General features: G+C 71.7%; 25 protein-coding genes. 14 read left to right on the forward strand and 11 right to left on the reverse strand.

Features of this window, described 5'->3' with window-relative positions; genetic code table 11:
- Window positions 1–18: 18 nt before the first annotated feature.
- From ACTMSW_RS08415 to ACTMSW_RS08425, 3 genes are read left to right on the forward strand one after another with little or no spacing between them, the layout of a single operon-like run.
- A complete protein-coding gene (locus tag ACTMSW_RS08415; protein WP_441179944.1) occupies window positions 19–396 on the forward strand; it encodes an STAS domain-containing protein in 378 nt (125 codons plus the stop codon).
- Window positions 393–1,019, forward strand: coding sequence for an STAS domain-containing protein (locus ACTMSW_RS08420; protein ID WP_441179945.1), 627 nt, complete (start codon window positions 393–395; stop codon window positions 1,017–1,019). The genes ACTMSW_RS08415 and ACTMSW_RS08420 overlap by 4 nt, the downstream gene beginning before the upstream one ends.
- Window positions 1,020–1,039: 20 nt before the next feature.
- A complete protein-coding gene (locus tag ACTMSW_RS08425) occupies window positions 1,040–1,339 on the forward strand; it encodes a BON domain-containing protein (protein ID WP_441179946.1) in 300 nt (99 codons plus the stop codon).
- A 24-nt stretch (window positions 1,340–1,363) separates the two neighbouring features.
- Here ACTMSW_RS08425 and ACTMSW_RS08430 read toward each other — a convergent pair whose 3' ends face one another.
- Complete coding sequence (locus ACTMSW_RS08430; RefSeq protein ID WP_441179947.1) at window positions 1,364–1,999, reverse strand: hypothetical protein; 636 nt, start codon at window positions 1,997–1,999, stop codon at window positions 1,364–1,366.
- Window positions 1,996–2,547: an RNA polymerase sigma factor gene (locus tag ACTMSW_RS08435; RefSeq protein ID WP_441179948.1), complete on the reverse strand. Its 552-nt coding sequence runs from the start codon at window positions 2,545–2,547 to the stop codon at window positions 1,996–1,998. Before ACTMSW_RS08435 ends, ACTMSW_RS08430 begins: the two co-directional genes overlap by 4 nt.
- Before the next feature lie 179 nt (window positions 2,548–2,726).
- Between ACTMSW_RS08435 and ACTMSW_RS08440 the strand changes: the two genes are divergently transcribed.
- Both ACTMSW_RS08440 and ACTMSW_RS08445 read left to right on the forward strand, forming a co-directional pair.
- Window positions 2,727–3,485 carry a 1-acyl-sn-glycerol-3-phosphate acyltransferase gene (locus tag ACTMSW_RS08440; RefSeq protein WP_441179949.1) on the forward strand — a complete coding sequence of 253 codons (759 nt, stop codon included), beginning with the start codon at window positions 2,727–2,729 and terminating at the stop codon, window positions 3,483–3,485.
- Between the two features lie 29 nt (window positions 3,486–3,514).
- A complete protein-coding gene (locus ACTMSW_RS08445) occupies window positions 3,515–4,036 on the forward strand; it encodes a vitamin K epoxide reductase family protein (protein ID WP_441179950.1) in 522 nt (173 codons plus the stop codon).
- Between the two features lie 365 nt (window positions 4,037–4,401).
- Here ACTMSW_RS08445 and ACTMSW_RS08450 read toward each other — a convergent pair whose 3' ends face one another.
- From ACTMSW_RS08450 to ACTMSW_RS08480, 7 genes are all read right to left on the reverse strand, one after another.
- On the reverse strand, window positions 4,402–5,151 hold the full coding sequence (locus ACTMSW_RS08450; protein WP_441179951.1) for a class I SAM-dependent methyltransferase: 750 nt from the start codon (window positions 5,149–5,151) through the stop codon (window positions 4,402–4,404).
- A gap of 4 nt (window positions 5,152–5,155) precedes the next feature.
- Entirely contained in the window at window positions 5,156–5,971 is an 816-nt protein-coding gene (locus tag ACTMSW_RS08455; RefSeq protein WP_441179952.1) for a class II aldolase/adducin family protein, read from the reverse strand.
- A 65-nt stretch (window positions 5,972–6,036) separates the two neighbouring features.
- Complete coding sequence (locus ACTMSW_RS08460) at window positions 6,037–7,605, reverse strand: FAD/NAD(P)-binding protein (protein ID WP_441179953.1); 1,569 nt, start codon at window positions 7,603–7,605, stop codon at window positions 6,037–6,039.
- A 132-nt stretch (window positions 7,606–7,737) separates the two neighbouring features.
- Window positions 7,738–9,411, reverse strand: coding sequence for an AMP-binding protein (locus ACTMSW_RS08465; protein WP_441179954.1), 1,674 nt, complete (start codon window positions 9,409–9,411; stop codon window positions 7,738–7,740).
- A 393-nt stretch (window positions 9,412–9,804) separates the two neighbouring features.
- Window positions 9,805–10,608 (reverse strand): mechanosensitive ion channel family protein, encoded by an 804-nt coding sequence (locus tag ACTMSW_RS08470; RefSeq protein ID WP_441179955.1) that lies wholly within the window; start codon window positions 10,606–10,608, stop codon window positions 9,805–9,807.
- Window positions 10,609–10,764: 156 nt separating this feature from the next.
- Window positions 10,765–11,565, reverse strand: coding sequence for a DUF2382 domain-containing protein (locus tag ACTMSW_RS08475; protein WP_441179956.1), 801 nt, complete (start codon window positions 11,563–11,565; stop codon window positions 10,765–10,767).
- Window positions 11,566–11,861: 296 nt separating this feature from the next.
- Window positions 11,862–13,073 carry an MFS transporter gene (locus tag ACTMSW_RS08480; protein ID WP_441179957.1) on the reverse strand — a complete coding sequence of 404 codons (1,212 nt, stop codon included), beginning with the start codon at window positions 13,071–13,073 and terminating at the stop codon, window positions 11,862–11,864.
- Between the two features lie 58 nt (window positions 13,074–13,131).
- Here ACTMSW_RS08480 and ACTMSW_RS08485 point away from each other — a divergent pair, with 58 nt between their 5' ends.
- From ACTMSW_RS08485 to ACTMSW_RS08500, 4 genes are all read left to right on the forward strand, one after another.
- The gene (locus ACTMSW_RS08485) at window positions 13,132–14,118 is read left to right on the forward strand and encodes an ArsR/SmtB family transcription factor (protein ID WP_441179958.1); all 987 of its coding nucleotides are present in this window, start codon (window positions 13,132–13,134) and stop codon (window positions 14,116–14,118) included.
- A 194-nt stretch (window positions 14,119–14,312) separates the two neighbouring features.
- Window positions 14,313–14,441 carry a hypothetical protein gene (locus ACTMSW_RS08490; RefSeq protein ID WP_441179959.1) on the forward strand — a complete coding sequence of 43 codons (129 nt, stop codon included), beginning with the start codon at window positions 14,313–14,315 and terminating at the stop codon, window positions 14,439–14,441.
- Between the two features lie 129 nt (window positions 14,442–14,570).
- Complete coding sequence (locus ACTMSW_RS08495; RefSeq protein ID WP_441179960.1) at window positions 14,571–14,975, forward strand: MmcQ/YjbR family DNA-binding protein; 405 nt, start codon at window positions 14,571–14,573, stop codon at window positions 14,973–14,975.
- A 145-nt stretch (window positions 14,976–15,120) separates the two neighbouring features.
- Window positions 15,121–18,228 carry a hypothetical protein gene (locus ACTMSW_RS08500; RefSeq protein ID WP_441179961.1) on the forward strand — a complete coding sequence of 1,036 codons (3,108 nt, stop codon included), beginning with the start codon at window positions 15,121–15,123 and terminating at the stop codon, window positions 18,226–18,228.
- Here the strand turns inward: ACTMSW_RS08500 and ACTMSW_RS08505 are convergent.
- Window positions 18,208–18,963 (reverse strand): helix-turn-helix domain-containing protein, encoded by a 756-nt coding sequence (locus ACTMSW_RS08505; RefSeq protein ID WP_441179962.1) that lies wholly within the window; start codon window positions 18,961–18,963, stop codon window positions 18,208–18,210. The genes ACTMSW_RS08500 and ACTMSW_RS08505 overlap by 21 nt on opposite strands.
- A gap of 225 nt (window positions 18,964–19,188) precedes the next feature.
- Here ACTMSW_RS08505 and ACTMSW_RS08510 point away from each other — a divergent pair, with 225 nt between their 5' ends.
- The 3 genes from ACTMSW_RS08510 to ACTMSW_RS08520 are packed head-to-tail and all read left to right on the forward strand — an operon-like array spanning window position 19,189 to window position 21,619.
- The gene (locus ACTMSW_RS08510; RefSeq protein ID WP_441179963.1) at window positions 19,189–19,854 is read left to right on the forward strand and encodes a DUF4097 family beta strand repeat-containing protein; all 666 of its coding nucleotides are present in this window, start codon (window positions 19,189–19,191) and stop codon (window positions 19,852–19,854) included.
- Between the two features lie 14 nt (window positions 19,855–19,868).
- Window positions 19,869–20,831: an ATP-binding cassette domain-containing protein gene (locus tag ACTMSW_RS08515; protein ID WP_441179964.1), complete on the forward strand. Its 963-nt coding sequence runs from the start codon at window positions 19,869–19,871 to the stop codon at window positions 20,829–20,831.
- Window positions 20,828–21,619 (forward strand): ABC transporter permease, encoded by a 792-nt coding sequence (locus ACTMSW_RS08520; protein WP_441179965.1) that lies wholly within the window; start codon window positions 20,828–20,830, stop codon window positions 21,617–21,619. The genes ACTMSW_RS08515 and ACTMSW_RS08520 overlap by 4 nt, the downstream gene beginning before the upstream one ends.
- 37 nt (window positions 21,620–21,656) lie before the next feature.
- Here ACTMSW_RS08520 and ACTMSW_RS08525 read toward each other — a convergent pair whose 3' ends face one another.
- Window positions 21,657–22,124 (reverse strand): SRPBCC family protein, encoded by a 468-nt coding sequence (locus tag ACTMSW_RS08525; protein WP_441179966.1) that lies wholly within the window; start codon window positions 22,122–22,124, stop codon window positions 21,657–21,659.
- A gap of 155 nt (window positions 22,125–22,279) precedes the next feature.
- Here ACTMSW_RS08525 and ACTMSW_RS08530 point away from each other — a divergent pair, with 155 nt between their 5' ends.
- Together ACTMSW_RS08530 and ACTMSW_RS08535 are read left to right on the forward strand one after the other, a co-directional pair.
- Window positions 22,280–22,687 carry a YciI family protein gene (locus ACTMSW_RS08530; protein ID WP_441179967.1) on the forward strand — a complete coding sequence of 136 codons (408 nt, stop codon included), beginning with the start codon at window positions 22,280–22,282 and terminating at the stop codon, window positions 22,685–22,687.
- Window positions 22,688–22,691: 4 nt separating this feature from the next.
- Window positions 22,692–23,837 (forward strand): RNA polymerase sigma factor, encoded by a 1,146-nt coding sequence (locus ACTMSW_RS08535; protein ID WP_441179968.1) that lies wholly within the window; start codon window positions 22,692–22,694, stop codon window positions 23,835–23,837.
- Window positions 23,838–23,888 lie beyond the last annotated feature (51 nt).

Here is a 23,888-nt window from a genome sequence, read left to right on the forward strand (position 1 = left end):
GAGGAAAGGGGTACGACCGTGACAGGGCCGCTGGGACCGACGCCATGCGCGCTTCCTCTGGTGGAGGTGTGCGTCACCCAGCTCGACCTGGCCTGTCTGCCGGAGGCCGGAGCCGTGTTCGATCGGCTCCTGGCCCTGAATCCCGAGCAGGTCGTGGTCGACCTGTCGAGCTGCCGGCACATTGACGCTGCCGCCATCGGCCTGCTGCTCGACGTGCACCGGCGGCTGGCCCGTAGCGACGGGGTCCTCGTCGTGCGTGACCCGAATCCCCGCATCCGACGCATCCTGCACACCGCCCGCCTGGACCAGGTCCTGCCGATCACCACGGACCTCGCGCCGTCGCCGCCCGGCGTCCCGGCGGCCGGACACCGGACACAGGAAGGACCAGCAGCATGACCGTCGTCCCCGACGACCACCTGATGACACTGATCTGCGACACCTGCGGCGACACGATCACGGCCCCCGCGTGCGTGCTCCCGGACGCCGAGGTCGTCTGGACCTTCGTGGCGGAGCACGGCTGGAGCGGCTCCCCGTTCGCCACCGGCCCGCACCGGTGCCCGAGCTGCAGCCTGCTGCCCCCCTCCGGTCGCACGCACCCGTCGTGCGACAGCCACGGCCCCGGCGGCATCCTCGGCATCGACCACCTCGACGAGGCGACCGTGGTCACCGTTGCCGGTGACATCGACCTCGACACCGGTGACACACTGCGCACCGCGCTGCGTCACACGGCCGAGATGGGCGGGCACGTCGTGGTCGACCTGAGCCGCGTGCACGTCATCGATTCCACCAGCCTCGGCCTCCTCGTGCGGGCCCACCGCGACGCCCGCGAGCGCGGTGTCACGCTCTGCCTCGCCGCGCCGTCGCGGTTCATCCGCACCGTCCTGCACACCATGCGCCTGGACGTAGCCTTCCCGATCTTCGACAGCCGCGACCACGCCCTCGCCGGACTGTCCCAGCTCGTGCTGTGCAGTTCGACGGCCGCCGACACCACGACGGCCGGAGCGCGCACCGGTTCCTGATCGAGACAAGGAGGATCGCCATGTACCTGCCATGGCCCCTGCCGGACGAGAACTGGCTCGCCGACGCCGGCGACCAGCCCGAGCCGGACAGCGAGGACCTGCGCGTCGAGGCGCTGGTCGCGCAGCGCCTGAGCATCGACTGGACCACGCGGCGGCAGCAGATCAGCGTCGCCGTGCAGAACCGGGTCGTCATTCTCTCCGGCCTGGTGAGCGGCACGGACGTACGACAGGTCGCCGGGGAACTGGCCTGGGACGTGCCCGGTGTCGCCGACGTCTGCAACATGCTGCGACCCAGGAACCAGCGGCGCGGGCGCCGCTGACCGAAGCCGGTGGAGCTATCGCCGTCAGCGTGACAGCAGGATGGTTCCGGCGACGACACCCGCCGCGAGGACCGCGGCCATCACCGCGGCGCGCCCGGGGGTGGAGAAGTGGCGCAGGGCCAGGGCCAGCGGACCGACGGGCAGGAGCGAGCGGTCACGACCTTCCGGACGTGCGGGTGGCAGGTCGCCGTCCGGCCGTTTCTCGAGATCCCACCGGCGGCTGAGCAACGCCGCCCGGTGGGAGCGGGCGCGCGCGAGAGCCACGCCGGCGGTGCCGGTGAGGGCCAGGCCCAGGGCGACGGCGGCCGACAGGCCCCGCACGCTGTCCCGGGCCAGGGTGATCGCCACGGTGGCGAGGGTGACGAGCACACTGGCGGTGAGCGCCAGACCGGCGGCCACGACCCGGTCGGCGGCGAACAACGGTCGACGGCCGAGAGCCCAGCCGGCGACGCCCGCCCAGCACAGACCGACGACGATCATTCCGGAGAACGCGACGCGGGTACCGACCGGCAGCGCGCGCGGTTCGGTGGCCCACAGCACGCTGATGAGCACCGCCATGGTGAGGCCGCCCAGACCGGCGACGAGATGAGCGACCCGGCGCGGCAACGACAGGGGCCGCAGGAGGTCCTGCGGGGTGTAACCCGGTCCGTCCTTCGTCATGATGGATAGCCCTTCTCCACGAGGTGGTCGTGTAACAGCCGTCGGGCGCGGTGCAGGCGGGACTTGACCGTGCCCGGAGGAACCTGGAGCACCTGCGCGCACTCCTGCAGCGTGAAGTCGTACAGGTAGAAGAGGATCAGCGCGTCCCGGTCCCGTGGCGCCAGCACGGTCAACCCGTCGCTGACCTGTCTGCGGTCCAGCACCCCGGCGACGTCGTCGTCGACGACCTCGTCGCTCTCGACCAGGTCGGGCTGTCGGTACAGGTCCCGCAGATGGTTCGCCACCGCCCGACGGACGATGGTGAACAGCCACGGCGCGAAACGCTCGGGTTGCCGCAGACCGGGCAGCGCCCGAAGGGCCGCCGCCCACGCCTCCTGGCTCACGTCGTCGGCCGCCCCGGGCCGGTCCAGCAGCCGACGGACGTACCACCACACCGGCTCGTGCCAGTACCCGACCAGCTCGGCCAGCGACCGCCGGTCACCGAGTTGCGCGCGTACGACGAGCAGGACGTCCTGCCCGGTCCGCTCCACACCGTCTCCCGTCCGCAAGCTCTCCACAATCCTGACAGTCGTTCTCGGAGGCCCTCAGGTTCACGGACACGTGGTCGCCGGGCGGCGCCCGGCTGGTAGCGTCGCCGCATGACGCGGGCACGTCGGTGACCGCTGCCCCACCCGTGCGGGACCCGGCGGCCCTCGCACGCGCGGCGGCACGGGTACGGCGGTTTCTGGTGCCCTACCACCGCGCCGAGGTCCACGGGCTCGAGAACATCCCGCCCGGTGCGGCCCTGTACGTCGGAAACCACAACGGCGGCTTCTACACGGGTGACACCTACCTGTTCGGGGCAGCCGTGTACGAGGAGCGGGGTCTGGTCGACACACCGTGGGTGATGACCCACGACCTCGGCGTCGCCCTGCTGGGTCGCTGGCTGCGCCCCCTGGGGGCGGTGCCGGCCGACCCCCGGACCGCGGCGGCGCTGCTGAACGGCGGCGACAAGGTGCTCACGTATCCCGGCGGCGACTGCGACGGCGCACGATCGTGGCGGGATCGCCGCCGGGTCGTCTTCGAGGGGCGGACCGGTCACGCCCGGCTGGCCGTCGCCTGCGGGGCGCCCGTCGTCCCGGTGGCGGCGGCCGGCGCCCACAACACGGCCATCGTCCTGTACGACGGCGCGGCCGTCGCCCGCCGGCTGCGCGCGCCCCGATGGTTGCGCCTGCACCGGTGGCCGCTGCTGCTCAGTCTCCCCTGGGGACTGACCTTCCTGCCCGCCGTGCCCTACCTGCCGTTGCCGGTCCGCATCACCATCGCCGTCGGTCCGCCGCTGCGGTTCGACCGCAGCGGCCCCGAGGCCGCGGCCGACGACGCCTACGTCCGCGCGTGCGCCGCCGAGGTGGCGACCGCGGTGCAGACCCTGCTCGACGACCTGACCCGCGGGCGGGCGAGCAGCACCGGATCATCCGGCCGGGCGAGACGGGGTCGTGGCGACTGATCACGACGATCGCGGGTACGGGGATCGGCATGACCCGCCTGTCCTACCGCACCGACTCGCCGGCCCGCCTGAGCGACTACCTGCGCACCGGCGGTGATCCCGAACTGCGCCGACGCCGGGGTGTGGTCGCGCTGTCGTTGCTGGGAGCGGCGATGGGTCAGGTCGTGGGGGCGTACCAGACCGGTCTGTTGCGCCGACTGCCGGACCCGCCGGGGCCGTTCGACAGCGCCCGCGTCGACTCCTCGGGGTACGCGTACTCCCGCCTGGCCACCCCGGACGCCCTGATGATGATCGTCAGTTACGGCGTGACGGCCTGGCTGGCCGGGGCAGGTGGTCCCGCCCGGGCGGAGCGCGCTCCCGTGCTGTCCCTGCTGACGGCGGCCAAGGCGGCGGCCGACACCGTGCTGGCCGTCGAACTCGCCCGCGAGGAGTGGCGCGACAACCGGGCACTCTGCGCGTACTGCCAGGTCGCCACCCTCGCCTCGGCGGCCAGCGTGGTGCTCGCGCTGCCCGAGGCACGACGGGCGCTGCGCCGGCTGCGCAGCCGCTGATCCGCGGCGGGTACCGGCGCCGATCGGCCTCTCCGAAGCCCGGGGTGGGCGTCGATTCCACCCGTCCCGATCCAGTGACGGTGGCCAATGGGAAACGAGCGGCCGAGCCGGCCGGACAACGCATTGCTCGGGCATGCTCCGCGGTGCGGAAAGGGGCGACATGACGCGGGCATCACCGGGGAGCTGTCGCTTTCCCGGTCTTGTCGGCGGCTGTTGTCGACGACAAGACACCGCAGTTCATGTGCCCGTCACCCGCGCCACGACAATTGCCGTCCCGGGCCGACGGCATCCTGAGTGACGTCACGACCTCCGTCGTGGCCGCGGCCGGTCGCCGCGGCCACGACGTGGTTTCAGGTCCCCCTGCGTCAACGGGCGTCGTCGGCGACACGGGCCACCTGGATGAGAGGCCCCCGGCCGAAGGGGGGCGGACCGTCCCCGCGGAACGAGCCGTACTCCGCGGTGACCTCGAAGCCGGCCGCGCACAGCAGCCGGCGTAGCTCCGGGGCGGTGACCACCCACTGGTCGAAGAAGTTGGGGTACAGCGAGACGTGGCCGTCGGGCCGGCTCACCAGAACCGTCTCCTCGTTCCGCCAGTTGGCGGTGTGTGCGTTGATCTGGGTGCGGGTGAGCCGGGTGACGAGCAGACCGTCGCCCCGGTGGTGCGCCACCATCGACGGTTGGTAGCTGTCGACGTAGTTCAACAGGTGGCCCGGATCCAGGACGAGATGACCGCCGGGTCGCAGCCAGCGCCGAGCTCGGGCGAGCAGCCCGGGGAGCTCGTGGGGCGGGACCAGGTTGAGCGTGGAGAACAGGCAGTAGACGACGTCGAACGTGTCGCCCGTCTCGAATTCGGTCATCGAACCGAGCACGAACTCGATGTTCCCGCCGCCGGCGTTCTTGGCGTGGTCGGTGAAACTCGCACTCTGGTCGACACCGACCCCGGAGTGTCCCCGTTCCGCCAGCGCGCGCAGGTTGGTCCCGGTGCCACTACCGACATCCAGGAACCGGCCCGCGGGCGGGGCGAGCGAGGCGAGGAGATCCGTCTCCGCGCCCAGGTTCCGGAAATCCCTGCGGACGATCTCGTAGACGTCTCCGGGGAACTCGTATCCCCCCATGCGGCTACTCCTCCTCCAACAGGTCGGGCTGTTCGTAGGTGATCTCGTCCCAGAGCAGTTGGAAGCTGAACCGGGCCAACTGCGCGTCGCCGAACCCGTCCTTGGCGGCCAGCGCCTGCTCGTGCGACAGGAGCCGTGGCTCGCCGGCCGCGTACGCCAGCAGTTGCACCTGGGCGGCGCTGTCGTAGGTGAGGAACCAGTGCACGGCCTCCTCCAGGGAGCCGCCCACCGTGATGAGGCCGTGGTACCTGAGCAGGAGCGCCTTCCTGTCGGCCAGCGTCTCGGCGATCTCCTGGCCGATGTCCAGCCCGACCGAGGTGCCCCGGTAGTCGTCGTACAAGGCCTGGTCCTGGTAGAAGGCGGCGGACTCCTGGTCGAAGGGTTCGAGCAGGCGCCCCAGGGAGCCGAGGGCGCGCGAGTTCACCGTGTGGGCGTGAGCGATCGCCGTGGCGCCGGGCCGCAGCTCATGGATCTTGGAATGGATGACGAACGCGCTGGGATTGACCCTGTGGCGGCCCTCCACGACGCGCCCGCCGCTGTCGACGAGGATCAGGTCGCGGACCTTGACCCGGTTGAAGGAGACTCCGAACGGGTTGACCCAGAACCTGTCGTGGTGCTCGGGGTCACGGACCGAGACGTGGCCCGAGATTCCCTCGCCGAATCCGTACCTGCCGAAGAGTCGCAGCGCGGCCGTGAGCCGCTGCTTGCGGTGACGCCGCTCGTCGGCCACCGAGGCGAAGGTCGCGTCGTCGGGGATGGGCAGACCGGTGTGGGTGTCGGCGAGGAAGGGGGCGGGGTCCAGGGTGGACAGCTCGCTCATGGGCGTCTCCGGGTGTCTGGTCGAGGGATGCTGGTGCGGGTCGGCGAATCGGCGGGGATGACGACCTACCGGGGGGCGGCCAGGGCGGACGCCGGCCTCCGGGTGCGCCGGACGACGGACATGTCCTCGCGCAGGGCGCTGCCGATCTCGTGGGCGCGATCCACCATCGCCGGGATACCGAAGGTGAAGAAGAGGCTGCCGAAGGCGAGGTCGCCCAGGGCGTAGAAGCGGGGATGGGGTCTCCCGTCGACGGTCAGCCGGCTGGTGGCACGGTCGACGTGCAGTCCACCGACGGGGTTGCGGGACGCCACCCCGGCGATGACCAGCGAGTCGACGAGTTCCGCGGCAGCGGCGGGGATCCGGTGGGCCGGGGGGCTCACCGCGTTGACGATGTGGTCGGCCCGCAGGACGTGGGTGTCGGTGGTGACGGTGAATCCGCCGGAGTGGGCCACCCCCGGGGCGGCTATCCGCTGGAGGCCGCGCACGATCCGGAGCTGCCCACGCTCGATCAGGCTCAGCAGCGTCGCGGCGCTGGCCGCCGGCATCGGACAGCACAGAGTCAGGACGCTCCGGTAGTGGCGGCGGATCAGGTCCGCCTTCTGGTTGTCGGGCAGCAGGGACCAGAGGTCGGGGCCGGTGTCCGGCACCGCGGCCTGCACGATCCGCAGGGCGATGCTGGTGGAGTCGACCTCGGCGAACTGGCGTCGCAGTCGCGCCACGGGTTCCTCCCGGTGCAGCGCGGTCACCTCGGCGGCGACGGTGGTGAGGTCCTCTCCGGCGGCGGTGAGCTCGTCGTCCAGCAGGCGCACGGCGGTGTCCAGCGTGACCGGGCCCCGCTGGGCGGCGGCGCGAAGTCGCTCCGGGGTGAAGTGGCGTCGGTCGTGCCGTACCGGGCGCTGCCGGACGGCGGGCAGCACGCCGCCGCGGGACAGAAGGCTGATGGGCCCCCGGTGACCACGTGCGACCAGGGCCAGCACCACGTCGACCGCGGTGAGGCCACTGCCGATGATCCCGACCCGGGAATCCTGGTCGAAGTCCTGGAGGGAGTCGAGCGTGCCGGACAAGGGATAGGGGTCCACGAGGAATCGGGGCGAGCCGCTCAGGCCGTAACTGTCCTGGGTGGCGCCGCCCCCGACGCAGAGGACCACGTGGTCGGCCTGGAACCGGCGGCCCTGCTCGGTCCGCAGCAGGGCCCCACCCTCGGCGGTGGGGGCGGCGGAGACCACCCGCTCCCGGACGATGTCGACGCGCCAGCCGCGCTCGATGAGCGCCATCAGGTTGGCCCGGGCGGAGTGCTCCAGGTATTCGCCGTACACCGTCCGTGAGGCGAAGCGTGCGCCGGAGTAGGGGTCGAGGGGACCCGGCCCTTCGGCAGGGACGCCGACGACGAGATCACGGGCCGCCAGCCACCGCTCGAACTGTCCGGGGTCACCGTGCCGCACCGACATGTCGTCGGGGGTGGCGTTGAGCCGCAGCACCTCGGTGTCCCGCTGGTACGGGCGGCCGCGCCACAGGTGCGGTCCCGGTTCGAATATCGTGACTCCTCCGGGGGGCCCGTCCAGCGTCACGAGTGCGTCGAGGAGGCACACCGCCGACGCCCCACCGCCGACCACGGCGATGTCGGCCCCGTCCATCCCACCATTGACCACAGCCCGTCCCCTCTTCGAAAAACCGTGCCCCGCGCGATGTCAGACCCCCCGCACCGCCTGGTCACGCACACTCCGCCGACGGCCGTCGCGCGCAGTCGCCGGGTGACAGAGGTGCCGTCAGGATGCGTGCCGTTGCAGCATCTGAGTGCGCTTGAGCTTGCCGATCCCGGTCTTGGGCACCTCGTCCCTGCCCACCGGTACGACGCGTGTGCGCCGTGTGCCGAACCGGGCCGCGACATGGTCGTGGACCGTGCGCTCGGCCACGTGGTGATCGGTACCGGGCCGCAGGTGCAGGAAGATCACCAGCTCGGCGGTCGGCGCCGTGTCGTCGGCGCACACGACGGTGTACGACGGCTCGACGAAGGGCATCTCCTCCACCGCGGCCTCGATCTCGTGACTGTGGTAACTCACGCCGTCGACGTCGACGATGTCGTCGGCGCGCCCGGTCACGGTCAGTTCCCCGTGCCGGATGAAGGCCAGGTCACCGCTCTTGAACCAGCCGTCGTCGGTGAAGGTCTGCCGGTTCTGCTCGGGATTGTTGTCGTACCCGGCGGTGATCGCCGTGCCCGTGACCTGGAGTCTGCCGACCGCCCCCGCCGGCAGGAGCTCACCCCGCTCGTCGACGACCCGGAGCCGCACCCCCGGGTGCGGTCTCCCCAGTGAGACGAAGCGGTCCTCGTCGCTGCTGGACTCCGGGTCGAACACGCTCTCGACCACGCCGGCCGAGGTTTCCGACATGCCCCAGCCGGGATGGATGGCGGTGGCCGGAAGACCGAACGGCGCGAGGAGGCTGAGGAACCGACGGGCGACCCTCGCTCTGATCGGCTCCCCACCGTTCATGATGTAGCGCAGGCCGCTCAGGTCCCAGGACTGTCCCGCGAGGTCTCCCGCCCGGTCGTTGATCAGGCCGAACGCGAAGTTCGGTGCCCAGGTGGTGTGGGACCGGTGCCTGCTCATCGCGGCGAGCCACCGCAGCGGGTCGGCCATCACCCACCGGTGGCGGGCGTGGACCTGGTGGCAGCCGAGCAGGACGTCCCGCACATGGAACATGGCCAGCCCACCGACATGGTCCAGCGGCATCCAGTTGAAGGACCGGTTGGCCGCCGTCAGCCCTCGTACCTGGGCGGCGGCGACGGCCCGACTGAGGATGTTGCGGTGGGTCAGGCGGACCGCCTTGGGCAGCCCGGTGCTTCCCGAGGTGAGCAGGAGGACCGCCACGTCGTCGGGATCGGCGCGGTGGAAGGCGACCGCCCGTCCCGGCTGCGCGCCGCGCCGGCGCAACTCCGCGACCGAACCCAGCAGGCGATCCCGCCAGGCCGGTGGCCGGCTCGCGTCGACCGGCGTTCCCGCCCCGGCGGCGTCACCGGTCACCACCCAGGCCCGCCGACCGAGTACGTCCCAGACGCCGGCCAGCAGTTCCGCCGCCGACATGCCCGCCGCCGGCGGCGGATCGGCGCTCACCGGGACCGGCACGTATCCGCCCAGGACACAGGCCCAGAAGGCGGCGAGCATGCTCTGGGGCCGGTCGATCTGCAGCAGAATCCGGTCACCGGTGACCGGACCGTGGGCGTGACCGTGAATGCCGGCGAGGACCCGCGACGCGTTCCGCAGGAGATCGCCGTACGTCTGGCGGGACTCGCTGCCGTCATCGGCGATGTAGGTGAGGTGCCCGTTGGGAGGCAGGTCCGCCGCCCGGACCAACGCCTCGCCCAGGGTGCGCACGGTCAGCTCGGGCGGCGGGCCGCCGTCGGCGATCGCGGGAAGGGTGGTCCCGCTCCGATGGTCCGTCATCGGGCAGCTCCCAGTCGAGATGGGTCGACGCGCAAGTCGGCATGGATGAATGCCATTCGGGCTCCGGAATGTGTGCCGGATACGGAACCGGTCCTCTTCGGAGCTCAGCCGAGCTTGGCGCATGGCGACCCGGGAAACAGCCCGGTCCTAGGATGTGGAACGCCATAAATGGGCATGGTCGACTGGCCATACCCGAATTTCTCGCAGCGTTTATCGGCCCTTCCGGTGCGCGGTCGCCGCGGTTGGCGGCAGCCGCCGCCCCGTTATTCGATGCGAATGCCGGAGGGGTGCCGCCGGAGAGCGTCGGTGTCAGTCGACGGGTGGTCGAGTCGGTCGCAGGCGGAGGTGGGATCCGCCCCCGGTCGGATCCCACCTCCGTCACGCGACGGTCGATCAGCTGCGGCGGCCACCGTCGGGGATGACCATGGTGGCCTCGTTCCCGATGTCCCGGCCGATCGGCTGGGCGGGCGGCGGGGTCATGGCGTCGGTCATGTCGCGGCGCCCGGACTGGTAGGCGCGGGTGTGCGCGGCGATGGCCTGCGACTCCTCCTCAGCCCGGTTCAGCCAGTTCTCCCACCGGTTCTGCATCGGCCGGACGAGGCCGCCGCCGACACCGACGACGAGGATGCCACCGATCGTGGCCAACACGGCGATCAGCACCGGGGTGGTGACGGTGGTGGCCACACCGATCTGGTTCAGCGCGGCGATCACGCCGAGGGCCAGAATGAACACCGACGCGACGTTGGCCAGGACGCGGCCGTAGGACAGACCGCCCAGGGCGGCGGAGATCAGGTCCTTGACGGCCTTGGCGATGGCCGCGGCGACCACGACGATGATGATGGCGACGAACGCCTTCGGCAGCCAGGACACGACGCCACGGATCAGGTCCGAGATCGGGTTCGGGCCCCAGATACCGAACGCCAGCTGCAGGGTCACCAGCAGCACCGCGTAGTAGACCAGCTGCGCGACGATGTCGCTGGCGTCGTACTTCGAGCGCGCCAGGGCGGTGCGGATGCCGCCACGCTCGACGGCGCGGTCGAAGTGCACCCGCTCGAGGACCTTGTCCACGATCTTGCGAACGGCTTTGGCGATCAGCCAGCCCACCAGCAGAATGGCCAGGAAGGCGACCGCCTTCGGCAGGAACAGCATCACCGAACGCAGAGCGTCACCGACCGCGTCCGTCACGTTATCTCTCATGTGGCCATCTCCAGGGGTGCGGGATCGTTTCCGACGTGCTCTGTACCCTCCGCGTTACAGTGCAAACAGAAACATTTCCATGGAGTGATAAATAGCGTGGAATGGGGCGGCACCCGAAAAGACCGACGGATGCCGCCCCATTCCACGACGCATGTCTCAGTCCAGGTTGCGACGACCCTGATCGGGCAGGTCCGCCTCGATCCGCTCCTTGCGGACCGCCCCGCCGACGGTCTCGGTGTCGGTGACGGTCTCCTTGCCCAGGCGCACCCGCTCCACCGGGACGGCCTCGGTGTCGACCACCGGCCGTTCGGCGTGCAGGGTGACCTCGTGCTCCTCCTCGCTGATCGCCGGCCCGTCGAGGGCCTTACCGACGTTGGCGTCGGTGATCGGCTCCCGCTCCAGGCGCACCTCCTCGCGTCGCACCGGCACCGTGACCTGCTCGTGCTCGGTCACGACGTACTTGCGCAGCCGCGCCGTACCCGCCTGCTGACGCTCCGTACCGACACTCAGCCGCTCCTCCGAGCGCGTCATCGCGTCGTCGGTGTTCGGGCCGGAGGTGTCGTGTCCGACGCCCGAGTCGGCGGAAGCGCCGACAAAGGACGGATCGGTGTGGGCGCCCTGGTAGGCGCCACCGGAGTCTTCCCAGTTCAGCCCGTAGTGCCGGTACAGATCGGCCACCTCGGCGCCGCTCAACGGCTCGTCGACGTCCACGTCCACGTTCGGCGCGTCCTTCACCACAGCCTTCTCGAACGGCACCGTCACCCGGTCGCCCCGCACCTCCGCGACCTGCAACGGAATCAGGGACTCGTTCATGCCGAACAGTCCGGTCCGTACGCTCGCCCACGCCGGCTGGCCAGCGGCGTCGGCCCACACCTGCCCCACCGTACCGATCTTGTCGCCGTCGTTGTCGTACACCTCGCGCCCGATGACGCCACTCGCCTGCTCCTGGCCAATCATGTGCTGGCGCTCCCTTCTGTCGGTGCAGTTCAAGTACCCCGAGCGCTGGTCAGAAACCGAACCGCCAGCAATTTTCCGGGGGCGCCCGACGGCAGGTAACCGTTAGCGGACACGCTTCGGCAGAAACGGGCTCCGGATAAAGGGAGTCCCGTGAGCGGGATCGGACAGCGGCCCACAAAATCGATGCGAATGGTGCCGGCGGGCACGAGCCACAGGCATATCGAGACGCATCGACCGACCGGTGGCGCACGATGTGCCGACCGCCCGCACGGGATTCGGTGCGGCCCGGTCCTGGCTCACGTGCCGGCGAGGGGTGCGGGCACCGCAGCCGCGGGCGGCGGCGGTGCCGGTCGGGCGTACCGCAGACCTCGAGTGAGGAGCAGCGTCGCGGTCAGCGACAGGCAGGCGAGCAACGCCATCGCCCGGTGCGCCGGCAGCACGTCGGCGACGGCTCCGGCGAGCGCCGCGAACACCGCCTGCCCGGTCATCATCCCGTTCTGGTGCAGGCCGAGCGCCTGGCCGTGCGCCTCCGGCGGGGACCGGTCGATCAGCCACTCCTGCAACGGCAGGGTGGCCGCGAAGCCGACCGAGGCGACCAGCGCGAGCAGCATCGCCAGCGGCAGGTCCGGATGCAGCAGGAAGGCGAGGTACGGCAGCGGCAGCAGGAGCCGCAGCGGCAGGACGCACCGCCGTCGCGAAACCGGCGACAGGAACCGCCCGACCACCACGTCCCCGGTCAGCATGCCGAGCGCGCCGGCGGCGAAGAGGAATCCGGCCTGGTCCCCCGCGTACGGCAGGAACAGCGCCTCGCAGCCGACGACCAACCCGCCGGGCAGCCACAGGTTGAGGTAGAGCGCCCGGCGGCCGCGGTCTGCCCACAGCTCCCGGTTGACCCGCATGGTCCGGGCCGTCGAGGCCCGCGCGCCGGTCCGGGCCGGACGCTCCCGCAGGCCGAACCACGTCATCGCCACCGCGAGCGCCCGCAGCGCGGTCGCGATCAGGAACACCTGGTACGCGTCGAGCCAGACCAGCAGCAGCCCGCCCGCCCCGAAGCCGGCGATCTGCATCACGCCCACGCTGACGTTCATCGTCGATCGGGCCAGCACGTACGCGCCGGACGGCAGGATGTCGTTCAGCAGCGACCAGCGGGCACCGCCGGTGATCGAGCCGACGTAGGCGACCAGCAGGATGACGGCGAGCCGAAGCCCGATCGGCAGCCCCGGTACGGCCTGGATCGCCGTGCCGGCGAGCGCGACCAGCCCGGCGAGCGTCAACGCCCGACGCGGCGGCAGGCTGTCCGCGGCGGAGAGCAGGGTGACACTGCCCAGCACACCGGCCAGCGGCGCCCCGAACATGCTCAGCGCGGTCAGCGTCGCCGAACCGGTCACGGCGTAGGTCAGCGAGCCGAGGGCCAGTGCGGAGCTGGTGTGTGCGGCGATGCCGGCACAGTTGGCCAGGAAGAGGTTGCGGAACTCACCGACGGCGAACAGTTCCGAGTACGTCTGCACGTCGATGATCCTCCGACCTCGCGGCACGGGCCCGTAGAGTTACGGCTGGAGGCGAAACATGTCTGTCTGGCAGGTGCCGGTCGATCTGCTCGTGCACAGCCGGTTCACCATCTCGCCGATGACCGACACGGTCGCCGCGCTGCGGGCGCTGCACAGCCCGCGCCGCCCGTGGCAGTACGCCTGGCGGCGTCCGCACCTGGCCGCCTGGCAGGGGATGCTGGCCCGCCGACCGGTCGTGCGCGCGTTGCTGGCGGCGGCGTTCGCACCGCGGTGGACCGCCGACTTCCTCACCCTGGCCCCCGCAAAGGCCGCTCCGACGTTCGCCGACGAGCTGATGGCCGTCGCCGCGCGCTCCGACGAGCAGATCCGCGCCGACCTGCGGGTGACCAGCCCACGACCACTCGACGACGTGTTGTCCGCCGACGGGCTGGCCCAGGAGGCGGGGTACCTGCTCGACTGGGTCTGGACGCACACGGTCCGGCCGGAGTGGCCGGCGCGGGAGCAGAGGCTGCGGGCCGACGTGGTGGCACGCACCTCCCGGCTCGGCGCCGAGGGCTGGGCGGGCGTCTTCCCGGACCTGGCGGGCACGATGCAGTGGCTGGGCGAGGGTCGCCTCCGCGTCAACGACCTTCCCGGCGCGCCCCTGCGGCTCGACCGGGCCGAGCAGCTGATCTTCGTTCCGGCGCACTGCGGCCGTGGCTGGGTGGTGTGGGACCAACCCACGCGCTTCGGCATCGTCTATCCGGCCCGCGGCATCCTGGCCGACGCCACCTCGCCGGCACCGGACGGGCTGGACCGGCTGATCGGCCCGAACCGGGCCGCCATCCTGCGCCGGCTGGTTACCCCACTGAGCACCTCGCACCTGGCCGCACTCACGGGCCTGTCCCTCGGATCGGTCGGCGACCACCTCCGGGTGCTGCTCGACGCGGGGGTGGTGAGCAAGCGGCGGTCGGGACGCGAGGTGCTCTACTGGCGTACGCCCCTCGGCGCCACCCTGGCCGACGCGACCACCGACCCGGAGGTCCACAGTCGCCGGGCCGAATAGCCGGGCATACCCATTCGGCTAGTCCATCAGTGTGATATTCATCGACTCGATGTGACGCAGTTCACGCTCACCACATAGACGCTTCTCGACGTCATGGCCGGGCGCGCCCGTCGCGGCGCTTCCTCGACGCCGAGCGGGCCCTGTTGGCCGCCTACCCGGAGCACGCCAGGGCGATACGGCCGTACACGGCGGGGATGCGCAGTTGGATGCGCGGCAACGTCGACTGGTCCAGCCGTACCCACCGGTACCGGCCGGCGGAAGGCTCCGGCGGCAGCCAACCGGCCGAATACCTCGAACCCGCCCTGCTGGGCGAGCACGGGTGAGTTCGGCGAGGCGTCGTCACGACCCGAGCTGGAATGGGCACCGCCTCGATGTCCACGACTGCTGGCCGGCGGCGCGGCGTGGTGGCTAGGCTGTGCGGATGCGACGGGCAGAGCCCTGGAACGATCTCGATGGCTGACGCCGACGATGTCCGTCAGCTGGCTCTCGCGCTGCCGCACGTGGTCGAGATCGACAGCGAGGGCTTCGACTTTCGCGTCGCCAACCAGGGGTTCGTCTGGTCCTACCCGGAGCGCCGGCCCGGCGCGCCACGCGTCATCCGTACCGACGTCGCGGTGCTGTACGTCGGCGACGAGGCCGAGAAACAGGCGCTGCTCCTCGGCGAGCCCGAACTCTTCTTCACCACGCCCGCGTATGACGGTCTTCCCCTGGTCATGCTGCGGTTGGCGCGGGTGAGTGTCGATCGCCTCAGCGAGCTCGTCACCGACGCATGGCGTATGCGTGCCCCCGACCCGCTCGTCGGCGACCACGACGGCACCGACTCGTCGAGCGCGGATCTGAGCAGAGCCGATCGGTAGGCGAAGAGGTTGATCCGGGTGCTGACGTCCCGGCCGTGACCGACCGGGTCCACCCAGGAAGCTGCTTCCGGTGGGTGGACGTGTCAACACCGCGAACGTGCTGCGGCGATCGAGGGAACGCGCCCCTCACCACTACGATGCGAGCGTGACTCGCGTTGCTCCTGCACGGAGGCCGTACACGCTGCTCGCTGCGGTGATCGCCCTGCTGCTGCTCGGCGCTGGTCTGGCCTGGGGCGTGGGCGACACGCTCAGGGTGAGTCACACCGCTGCCGCCGTGCCGCGCGAGGACGTCGCCCCCGCGCCGCAACGCGTGGTCGCACCGGCGCCACCGTTGACGTCCATCGTCGTGCCGGACGAACGGCGCACCATCACGGCGGCGTCCGCCGTCGCCGACGCGATCGCCTCCCGTGGCCTGGCCCGCCCGGTCGTCACCCCCGTGGTGCCGGGCGGGACGCGGACCGGCACGGCGCCGGCGGGCACGACGGCCCCGGACCTCTCGGCGGTGACCACGCTGCGGGCGGCCGTGCTCGCCACCGTCGCCACGGCGCCGGAGTCGTACCGGCTCACCGCCGGCAGCACCGAACTGGCCGTCGAGGGAAGCGACGTCGCGGGCGCCGCGGCCGGGCTGTACCGGCTCGCGGACCGGATCCGCTCCGGTACCGACGTGCTGCCCGCCGCCGACGCGGGCCGCGTGGTCACGCCCCGGCTGGGCCTCCGGCTGACCGACGCCGGCTCGGTGGGCCGCGAGCCCGACCCGGCCGCCTTCGCGGCGGGCGACGACTACAACCTGAACACCGACGTGGTCGGGCAGGCGCTGCTGCCGCAGGCACCGTGGGTGGACGCGGCTGCGGTGGCCCGCATCGGCGCGCAGTTCCGGCAGCTCGTCGACCACTCGGTGGCGCAGGGCTACAACGGCGTCGTCGTGCCCGGCTTCCTGGAGTACGTCACCTTCTCCAAGGTCGGCGACGGGCAGGCGGTCTACCCGCCCGGTGACACGCACGTCGACCGCGCGAAGGCGATGGTCGCGGCGTTCGGCCCGGTCTTCCGGTACGCCGAGGAGATGGGCGTGAAGGTCTTCCTGCTCACGGACATGCTCGCGGTGTCGCCGCCGCTGGAGGCGTACCTGACGAGGACCGTCGGCGGGCTCGACGTGGCCGACCCGCGACTGTGGGCGGTCTACCAGGCCGGCCTGGCGGAACTGTTCGAGACCATGCCGTTCGTCGACGGCCTGATGGTCCGCATCGGCGAGGGCGGCGAGGTGTACGCCCAGGACGGCTGGGACTACTCGTCGAAGCTCGCGGTCACCACCGAGGCGTCCGTGCGCGCAATGCTGCGCGCGTTGCTGGACACCGCGGGGGCGGCCGACAAGGACGTCGTCTTCCGCACCTGGACCGTCGGCGTCGGCGCCGTCGGTGACCTGCACACCAACCCGGCGTCCTACGCCCAGGTACTGGGCGGGTTCGACGACCCGCACCTCATCGTGTCCACCAAGTACACCCTCGGCGACTTCTACAGTCACCTGCCGCTGAACACCACGCTGCTGGCCGGTGGGCACCGGCGCATCGTGGAGTTCCAGGCCCGGCGCGAATTCGAGGCGTTCGGCTCGCTGCCCAACGACCTCGGCACGCTGCACCGCCAGGCGCTGCGCGCGTTCCTCGCGGCCAATCCGAAGATCGAGGGCGTCTGGAACTGGACCCAGGACGGCGGTCCACTGCGCGCCGGGCCGATGTCGCTCCACCTTCGCGCCGGCTTCTGGCAGCTCTACGAGCTCAACACGTACGCCGTCGGGCGGCTGGCCTGGAATCCGGACGCCGACCCGGCGCAGGTCACGGCGGACTGGGCCTACCGCACGTTCTCCGCCGACCCGGCCACCGTCGCCGCGATCGGGCAGGCCATGGCACTGTCCCGGCAGGCGGTCACCAAGGGCCTCTACATCGGGCCGTACGCCGACAGATCGGTGCGGGCGCTCGGACTGGAGCCGCCGCCCATGATGTGGATCTTCGAGTGGGACATCCCGACCGGCGACTCCGCCGCGCTCGACAGCATCTACGCCGTGACCGGCGGACGCGTGGACGCCGCGATCGACGAGGGCGAGCAGGCCGTGGTGCTGGCCCGGCGCATGCGCGACCTGGTCGCCGCGACCGACCCGGCGACCTGGCGTGACGCCGGGCTGCGCGAGCGCTTCACCCGCACGCTCGACTACCAGGTGAATCTGCTCGAGACGCTGGGCGCCTACCGCACCATGGTGCTGCGGCACGTGCAGTGGCTGGACACCGGCTCCGGTACCGCCTACGAGGGCTGGCGACTGGCCGAGGCCGCGTACCGCGACGCCCGCGACGCGCACCGGCAGCGGTACGGCACCGACCTGGACCTGCCGGCGTACAACTTCACCGCCGCCGACCTCGGCGCGGAGCGCGCGGACCGGGACCCGGTCATGGCCTGGGCGGCGCGGTCCCTGCTCGCGCTGGTCCTGGTGGTCGTGCTGCTCGGCCTGCGTGGCCGTGGGTTCGGCGGCGGCGCCGCGCGAGGGCTGCTGCTCGGCGCGGTACGGCCGTGGCGGGTCGCCGGGCTGCCGGCACCGGCGTCCCGGGCGGACCGGGTGCTGGTGTGCCTGGTTCCGCTGGTGGTGCTGGTGGCGAGCCGGCTCGTGTTCACCTGGTTCGCCGCGCCCGCGCACCTGCTGGTCACCCTCGGCGGGTGGGCGCTGTTCGCCCTGGTCGTACGCCTCGTCGCCGGCCGGCGGGACCCGTTCCACCTGTGGGCCGTGGTCGGCGGCGTCGCGCTGCTGCGGAGCGTCCTGCTGCTGGCCGCGCTCGCCGGGCGTGGACCGGGTGGGTACTGGTTCGCCTTCTGGACCGCGCCGACCCTGCGCGCGGTCTACGTGACCGTCGCGTTCGCGGCGTTCTGCTGGCTGTTCGTGGCCACCACCGTGGTGCTGCGGGACGGGTACGGTCTGCGCCGCCGCCGGGCCGCCGGCCTCACCCTGACCGCCGCGGGCGTGCCGCTGGGATTGGTGTCCGGCCTGGTCGCCCTGGTCGGCCTGGAGCGCGCGCTCACGGTGTGGAACGACCAGATGGCGCTGCTGCCGTGGGGCCTGTCCCGCATCCTCGGCCTCACCGTCCACCTGGGCATCCCGGCCAACCTGCCGGTGTACGCCGCGGTCGCCGGAGCCGCCGTGACCGCCGTGGGTCTGCTCCTGTCGAGCGGCGGCCGTCGGCAGACCGACGGCTGCCTAGCCACCATCGGAACGTGACGTGGCGGTGCCACCGGAGGTCGTCTCGGGTGTCGTGGAGAGGATGTCACGGGCCTGCTCGGCGGCGCGCATCATGCGCTCGCCGACGAAGTCGACGAAGCGGGCGATGTTCTCGAGGCGGGCGGCGGCCGGGGTGTCCGGGCCGAGGATGCTGACGCCCTGCCGTGCGGTCTCGGCGAGCTGGGCGTGGGATCGGGCGGCGGCGACCATGCCCTGGTAGAAGACGTCGTCGTCGGCGACGTAGCGCTCGCGGCGGCGCTCGTCGCGTTCCCGGCGGATGAGGCCCTGGCTCTGCAGGAACGTGACCGCCTTGGAGATGGACGCCGGGCTGACCTGAAGGCGCTGGACCAGTTCGGACGCGGTGAGGCTGCCCGCGTCCGTGGTGTAGAGGCAGGTCAACACCCGGGACATCATCTTCGGCAGCCCCTGTTGCATGAGGAGCGTGGTGAACGCCTCCTCGTACTCGCGCACGGCCTCGGCGTCGCGTCCGTGGGCCTGCGGGGGCACCTGCGGCCCTCGGGGAGTGGCCTGCCGGCGCCGGTGTGCGCGGCGTTCCGTGGCGCGGTGAGCCAGGTCGGCACGGTAGGCGGTGGGGCCACCGTTCCGCAGCACCTCCCGCGTGATCGTCGAGGTGGGACGGTCGAGGCGTCTGGCGATCTCCGCGTAGGCGAGCCCGTCGGCCAGCCCCGACGCGATCTGGTGACGCTCCTGCTGGTTGAGCCTGCCTCCCGGCATCGCGATCTCCCTCCACCGCCTCCCGCGACCCGCCGAGCATAGCCTTCACTCCAGCTCAATGCAACGCCGCACCGGCCCAGCCGTTGCATTAGACCGCTGCTCGTTGCAACGATAATTGAGTCCTGAGCAGGGAATATGCTGGGACGGCGCAACGAGTTCGTTGCCTATTTATCGAATGCAACGTAGCGTTTCTCGTAGCAGAAACGAGCGCACGAGGAGAGCACGATGCAGACGTTCGACACCCCCGCCCCGATCTCCGCCGTCCTCGACATCCCCGCGGGACGCGTCCAGTTCATCGCCGCCGACCGGGCCGACACCACGGTCGAGGTCCTGCCGGCAGACGCCTCGAAGGGCCGCGACGTGAAGGCGGCGGCGCAGACCACGGTCGGCTACGGCGACGGAGTCCTGCGGATCGGCGCCCCGGCGAAGAACCAGATCTTCGGAGGCTCCGGCTCCGTCGAGGTGACGGTCCAACTACCGGCCGGGTCCCGGGTCACGGTGAAGGCGGCGAGCGCCGAGTTCCGGGCCGTCGGACGGTTCGGCGACGTCGCCTTCGACGGCGCGCACGGCGCGGTCACGCTCGACGAGGCCGAGAGCGTCCGCCTCACCTGCCTCGCCGGTGACGTCTCGGTCGGTCGCCTCAACGGCTCCGCCGAGATCAGCACCGCCCAGGGTGACATCCGGATCGCCGAGGCCGTGCGCGGCACGGTCGTGCTGCGCACCCAGGCCGGCGACGTGTCGGTCGGGGCCGCCCGCGGAGTGTCCGCCTCGCTGGACGCCGGCACCACCCTCGGTCGGATCCGCAACACGCTCATGAACACCGAAGGCACCGCCGGCCTGACCATCCACGCGACCACCGCTCACGGCGACATCACCGCCCGCAGCCTCTAGAAGGAGCACCTGTCATGACCAACCTGGCCATCGCGGCGAACGGACTGCGGAAGTCCTACGGCGACAAGGTCGTGCTCGACGGCGTCGACCTGGCCGTGCCCGAAGGAACGATCTTCTCCCTGCTCGGTCCGAACGGGGCCGGCAAGACCACCGCGGTCAAGGTCCTCTCCACGCTCGTCTCCCCCGACCCTGCCACCGGCGACATCCGCGTCGGCGGCCACGACCTCGTCACCGACCCGCAGGCGGTACGGGCGGCGATCGGCGTCACCGGGCAGTTCTCCGCCGTCGACGGCCTGATCACCGGCGAGGAGAACATGCTCCTCATGGCCGACCTGCACCACCTTCCCCGGCGCGAGGGCCACCGCGCCGCCGCCGAGCTGCTGGAACGCTTCGACCTGACCGACGCCGCGAAGAAGCCCGCCGCCACCTACTCCGGCGGCATGAAGCGCCGCCTCGACCTCGCCATGACCCTGGTCGGCAGCCCGCGGATCATCTTCCTCGACGAACCGACCACCGGCCTCGACCCCCGCAGCCGCCACACCATGTGGCAGATCATCCGCGAGCTCGTCGCCGACGGCGTCACCGTCTTCCTCACCACCCAGTACCTGGAGGAGGCCGACCAGCTCGCCGACCGTATCGCCGTCCTCAACGACGGAACGATCGCCGCCGAGGGCACCGCGGAGGAGTTGAAGCGGCTCATCCCCGGCGGACACGTCCGGCTGCGCTTCGAGGACCCCGCGGCGTACGAGCGGGCCGCCGGCGCGCTGCGCGAGACCGTACGCGACGACCAGGCGTTGGCCCTGCAGGTCCCCAGCGGCGGCACCCAGCGCGAGCTGCGCGCGATCCTCGACCGGCTGGACGCCGCCGACGTGCACGCCGACACCCTCACCGTGCACACCCCCGACCTCGACGACGTGTTCTTCGCCCTGACCGGCGGTGCCGGCGTCCCCCGCCAGGCCAAGGAGGCCGTCCGATGAGCTCCCTCTCCCTCGCCGCACGCGACTCGTCCACGATGCTGCGCCGGAATCTTCTGCACGCGCGGCGCTACCCGTCCCTCACCCTGAACCTGCTGCTCACCCCGGTCATGCTGCTGCTCCTGTTCGTCTACGTCTTCGGAGACACGATGAGCGCGGGAATCGGCGGCGGCGGTCCGGACCGCGCCGAGTACATCGCGTACATCGTCCCGGGCCTCCTGCTGATGACCATCGGCAGCACGGTGATCGGCACCGCGGTGTCCGTGTCCACCGACATGACCGAGGGCATCATCGCCCGCTTCCGGACGATGGCCATCCACCGTGGTTCGGTGCTCGTCGGGCACGTCGTCGGCAGCGTGCTGCAGTCGATCATGAGCGTGGTCCTCGTGGGCGCCGTCGCCGTCGCCATCGGCTTCCGCTCCACAGATGCCGGCGTCCTGGAGTGGCTCGCGGCGTTCGGGCTGCTCGTGCTCTTCGCCATGGCGCTGACCTGGATCGCGGTCGGCATGGGCCTGGTCAGCCCGAACGCGGAGGCCGCCAGCAACAACGCGATGCCGCTGATCCTGCTGCCGCTGCTCTCCAGCGCCTTCGTCCCGGTCGACGCCATGCCCGGCTGGCTCCAGCCGATCGCGGAGTACCAGCCGTTCACGCCCGCCATCGAGACCCTGCGCGGTCTGCTGCTCGGCAGCGGGATCGGCCACAACGGGTGGCTCGCGGTCGCCTGGTGCCTGGGTCTCGCGGTGCTCGGCTATCTCTGGTCGACAGCGACGTTCAACCGCGACCCGAAGTAACCCCTCGTCCCGGACCGGGGAGGCGCATCCCGGCGGTTCAGTCGGACGTTTCGACGTACGACGCCAGGTTGGCCAACGAGGAGGCGATTCCGGCCTCGTGGACCGTCCGGTCGATGCCGGGTGGGACGTCCGTGGCGGTCACGGTCACCTCGGTCCCCGCATCGGTGGCAGCCAGGTGCCAGGCCATCGTCATGACGCCCGCGTACGCCGGGTCGTCGGACTCGAACACGGCCCGCTGCACCACACGCTCCGGTGGTACCAGAGCGGCGAACGCCACGTCGACGACGTCCGTCGCATCCGACGTCTTCCCGGTACCGGCGGCCGGGTCGAGGTAGGTGAGGACCATCCGGAACCCGCCCCCGGGCCGGGGATCCCAGTGCTCGACCCGTCCGCGCATGCCGTCCGGCGGCAGCCACGCCTCGAGCGACCGCCGGTCGAGGAGGGCGTGGTAGACGGTCGCCGGCGGTGCCGCGACCACCCGGCTCGCGCGGTCGGTCCTTCCCATGACCCGATACTAGGACCGGGGTCTGCCAGCCCCATGGCCTCGCGTCGCCACCGAGAACGAAAAATATCGGCCGGTGATGTCGAGAATCCGTGGCGGGCTCCGTCCCCGGGGTGAACGCGACCACAACGGGTCGTACCGCAAGGAGGAGAACCACAATGGCCAAGTACCTGCTGCTCAAGCACTACCGTGGCGGTCCGACTCCGGTCTACGACGTGCCCATGGACCGGTGGACGCCGGAGGAGATTTCGGCGCACATGCAGTACATGCACGACTTCGCGGCCCGGCTCGAGGGGACCGGCGAGTTCGTCGACGGTCAGGCCCTCGCCCCCGAGGGGACGTTCGTCCGGTACGACGGTGAGGGGCGACCGCCGGTCACCGACGGCCCGTTCGCCGAGACCAAGGATCTCATCGCCGGCTGGATGGTGATCGATGTCGACAGCTACGAGCGCGCCCTCGAACTGGCCGGGGACCTGTCGGCCGCCCCCGGGGCGGGAGGCAAGCCGCTGCACGAGTGGCTCGAGGTGCGTCCGTTCCTGACCGCGCCGCCCAGCATCACGGAGTGACCTGATGGACGAGGCCCTGCTCCGGAGCCTCACGCCGAGCGTGCTCGGCGTCCTCGTCCGCCGCGGAGCCGACTTCGCGGCGGCCGAGGACGCTGTGCAGGACGCCCTGGTCGAGGCGATCCGCGTCTGGCCGGCCGACCCGCCGCGCGATGCGAAGGGCTGGCTGGTCACCGTGGCCTGGCGCCGGTTCCTCGACGCCACGCGGGCCGACGCCTCCCGCCGCCGCCGTGAGGAGCTCGTCGACGAGGAGCTGGCACCCGGCCCGGTTCCCGCGGTCGACGACACCCTCCAGCTCTACTTCCTGTGCGCCCACCCCTCGCTGACGCCGTCGTCCGCGGTCGCACTCACGCTGCGCGCTGTCGGCGGACTGACCACGCGCCAGATCGCGCAGGCCTACCTGGTGCCCGAGGCGACCATGGCGCAGCGGATCAGCCGGGCCAAGCGCACCGTCTCCGGCGTGCGCCTCGACCAGCCCGGCGACGTCGCCACGGTGCTGCGCGTGCTCTACCTGGTCTTCAACGAGGGCTACTCCGGCGACGTCGACCTGGCCGCCGAGGCCATCCGGCTCACCCGGCAGCTCGCGGCCGCGATCGACCATCCCGAGGTGGCGGGGCTGCTCGCGCTCATGCTGCTGCACCACGCCCGCCGGGCCACCCGGACCGCGCCCGACGGCAGCCTGGTGCCGCTCGCGCGGCAGGACCGTCGGCGATGGGACACCACGTCGATCGCCGAGGGCGTCGAGATCCTGCAGGCGGCCCTGGCCCGCAACCGGCTGGGCGAGTTCCAGGCGCAGGCCGCCATCGCGGCACTGCACGCCGACGCGCCCACCGCCGAGGAGACCGACTGGGTGCAGATCGTCGAGTGGTACGACGAGCTCACCCACCTGACCGACAGCCCGGTCGTCCGGCTCAACCGCGCGGTGGCCGTCGGCGAGGCCGACGGACCGCGCGCCGGGCTGGCGGCGCTCGCGGTGCTGGACGACGCACTCCCCCGTCACACGGCGGTCGCGGCGTACCTGCACGAACGCGACGGCGATCTGGCGACGGCCGCCCGCCTGTACGCCGAGGCGGCCCGCAGGGCCTCCAACCTCGCCGAGCGCGACCACCTGACCCGCCAGGCCGCCCGGCTCAACGCCGGCCGGGATCGCTGACCGTCCGCGCCCGGCGGCTGACCGCCGACCGGCCCCCGCTTCCGAGCGGCG

It is taken from the genome of Micromonospora sp. BQ11 (assembly GCF_052068135.1).
Taxonomy (GTDB): Bacteria; Actinomycetota; Actinomycetes; order Mycobacteriales; family Micromonosporaceae; genus Micromonospora.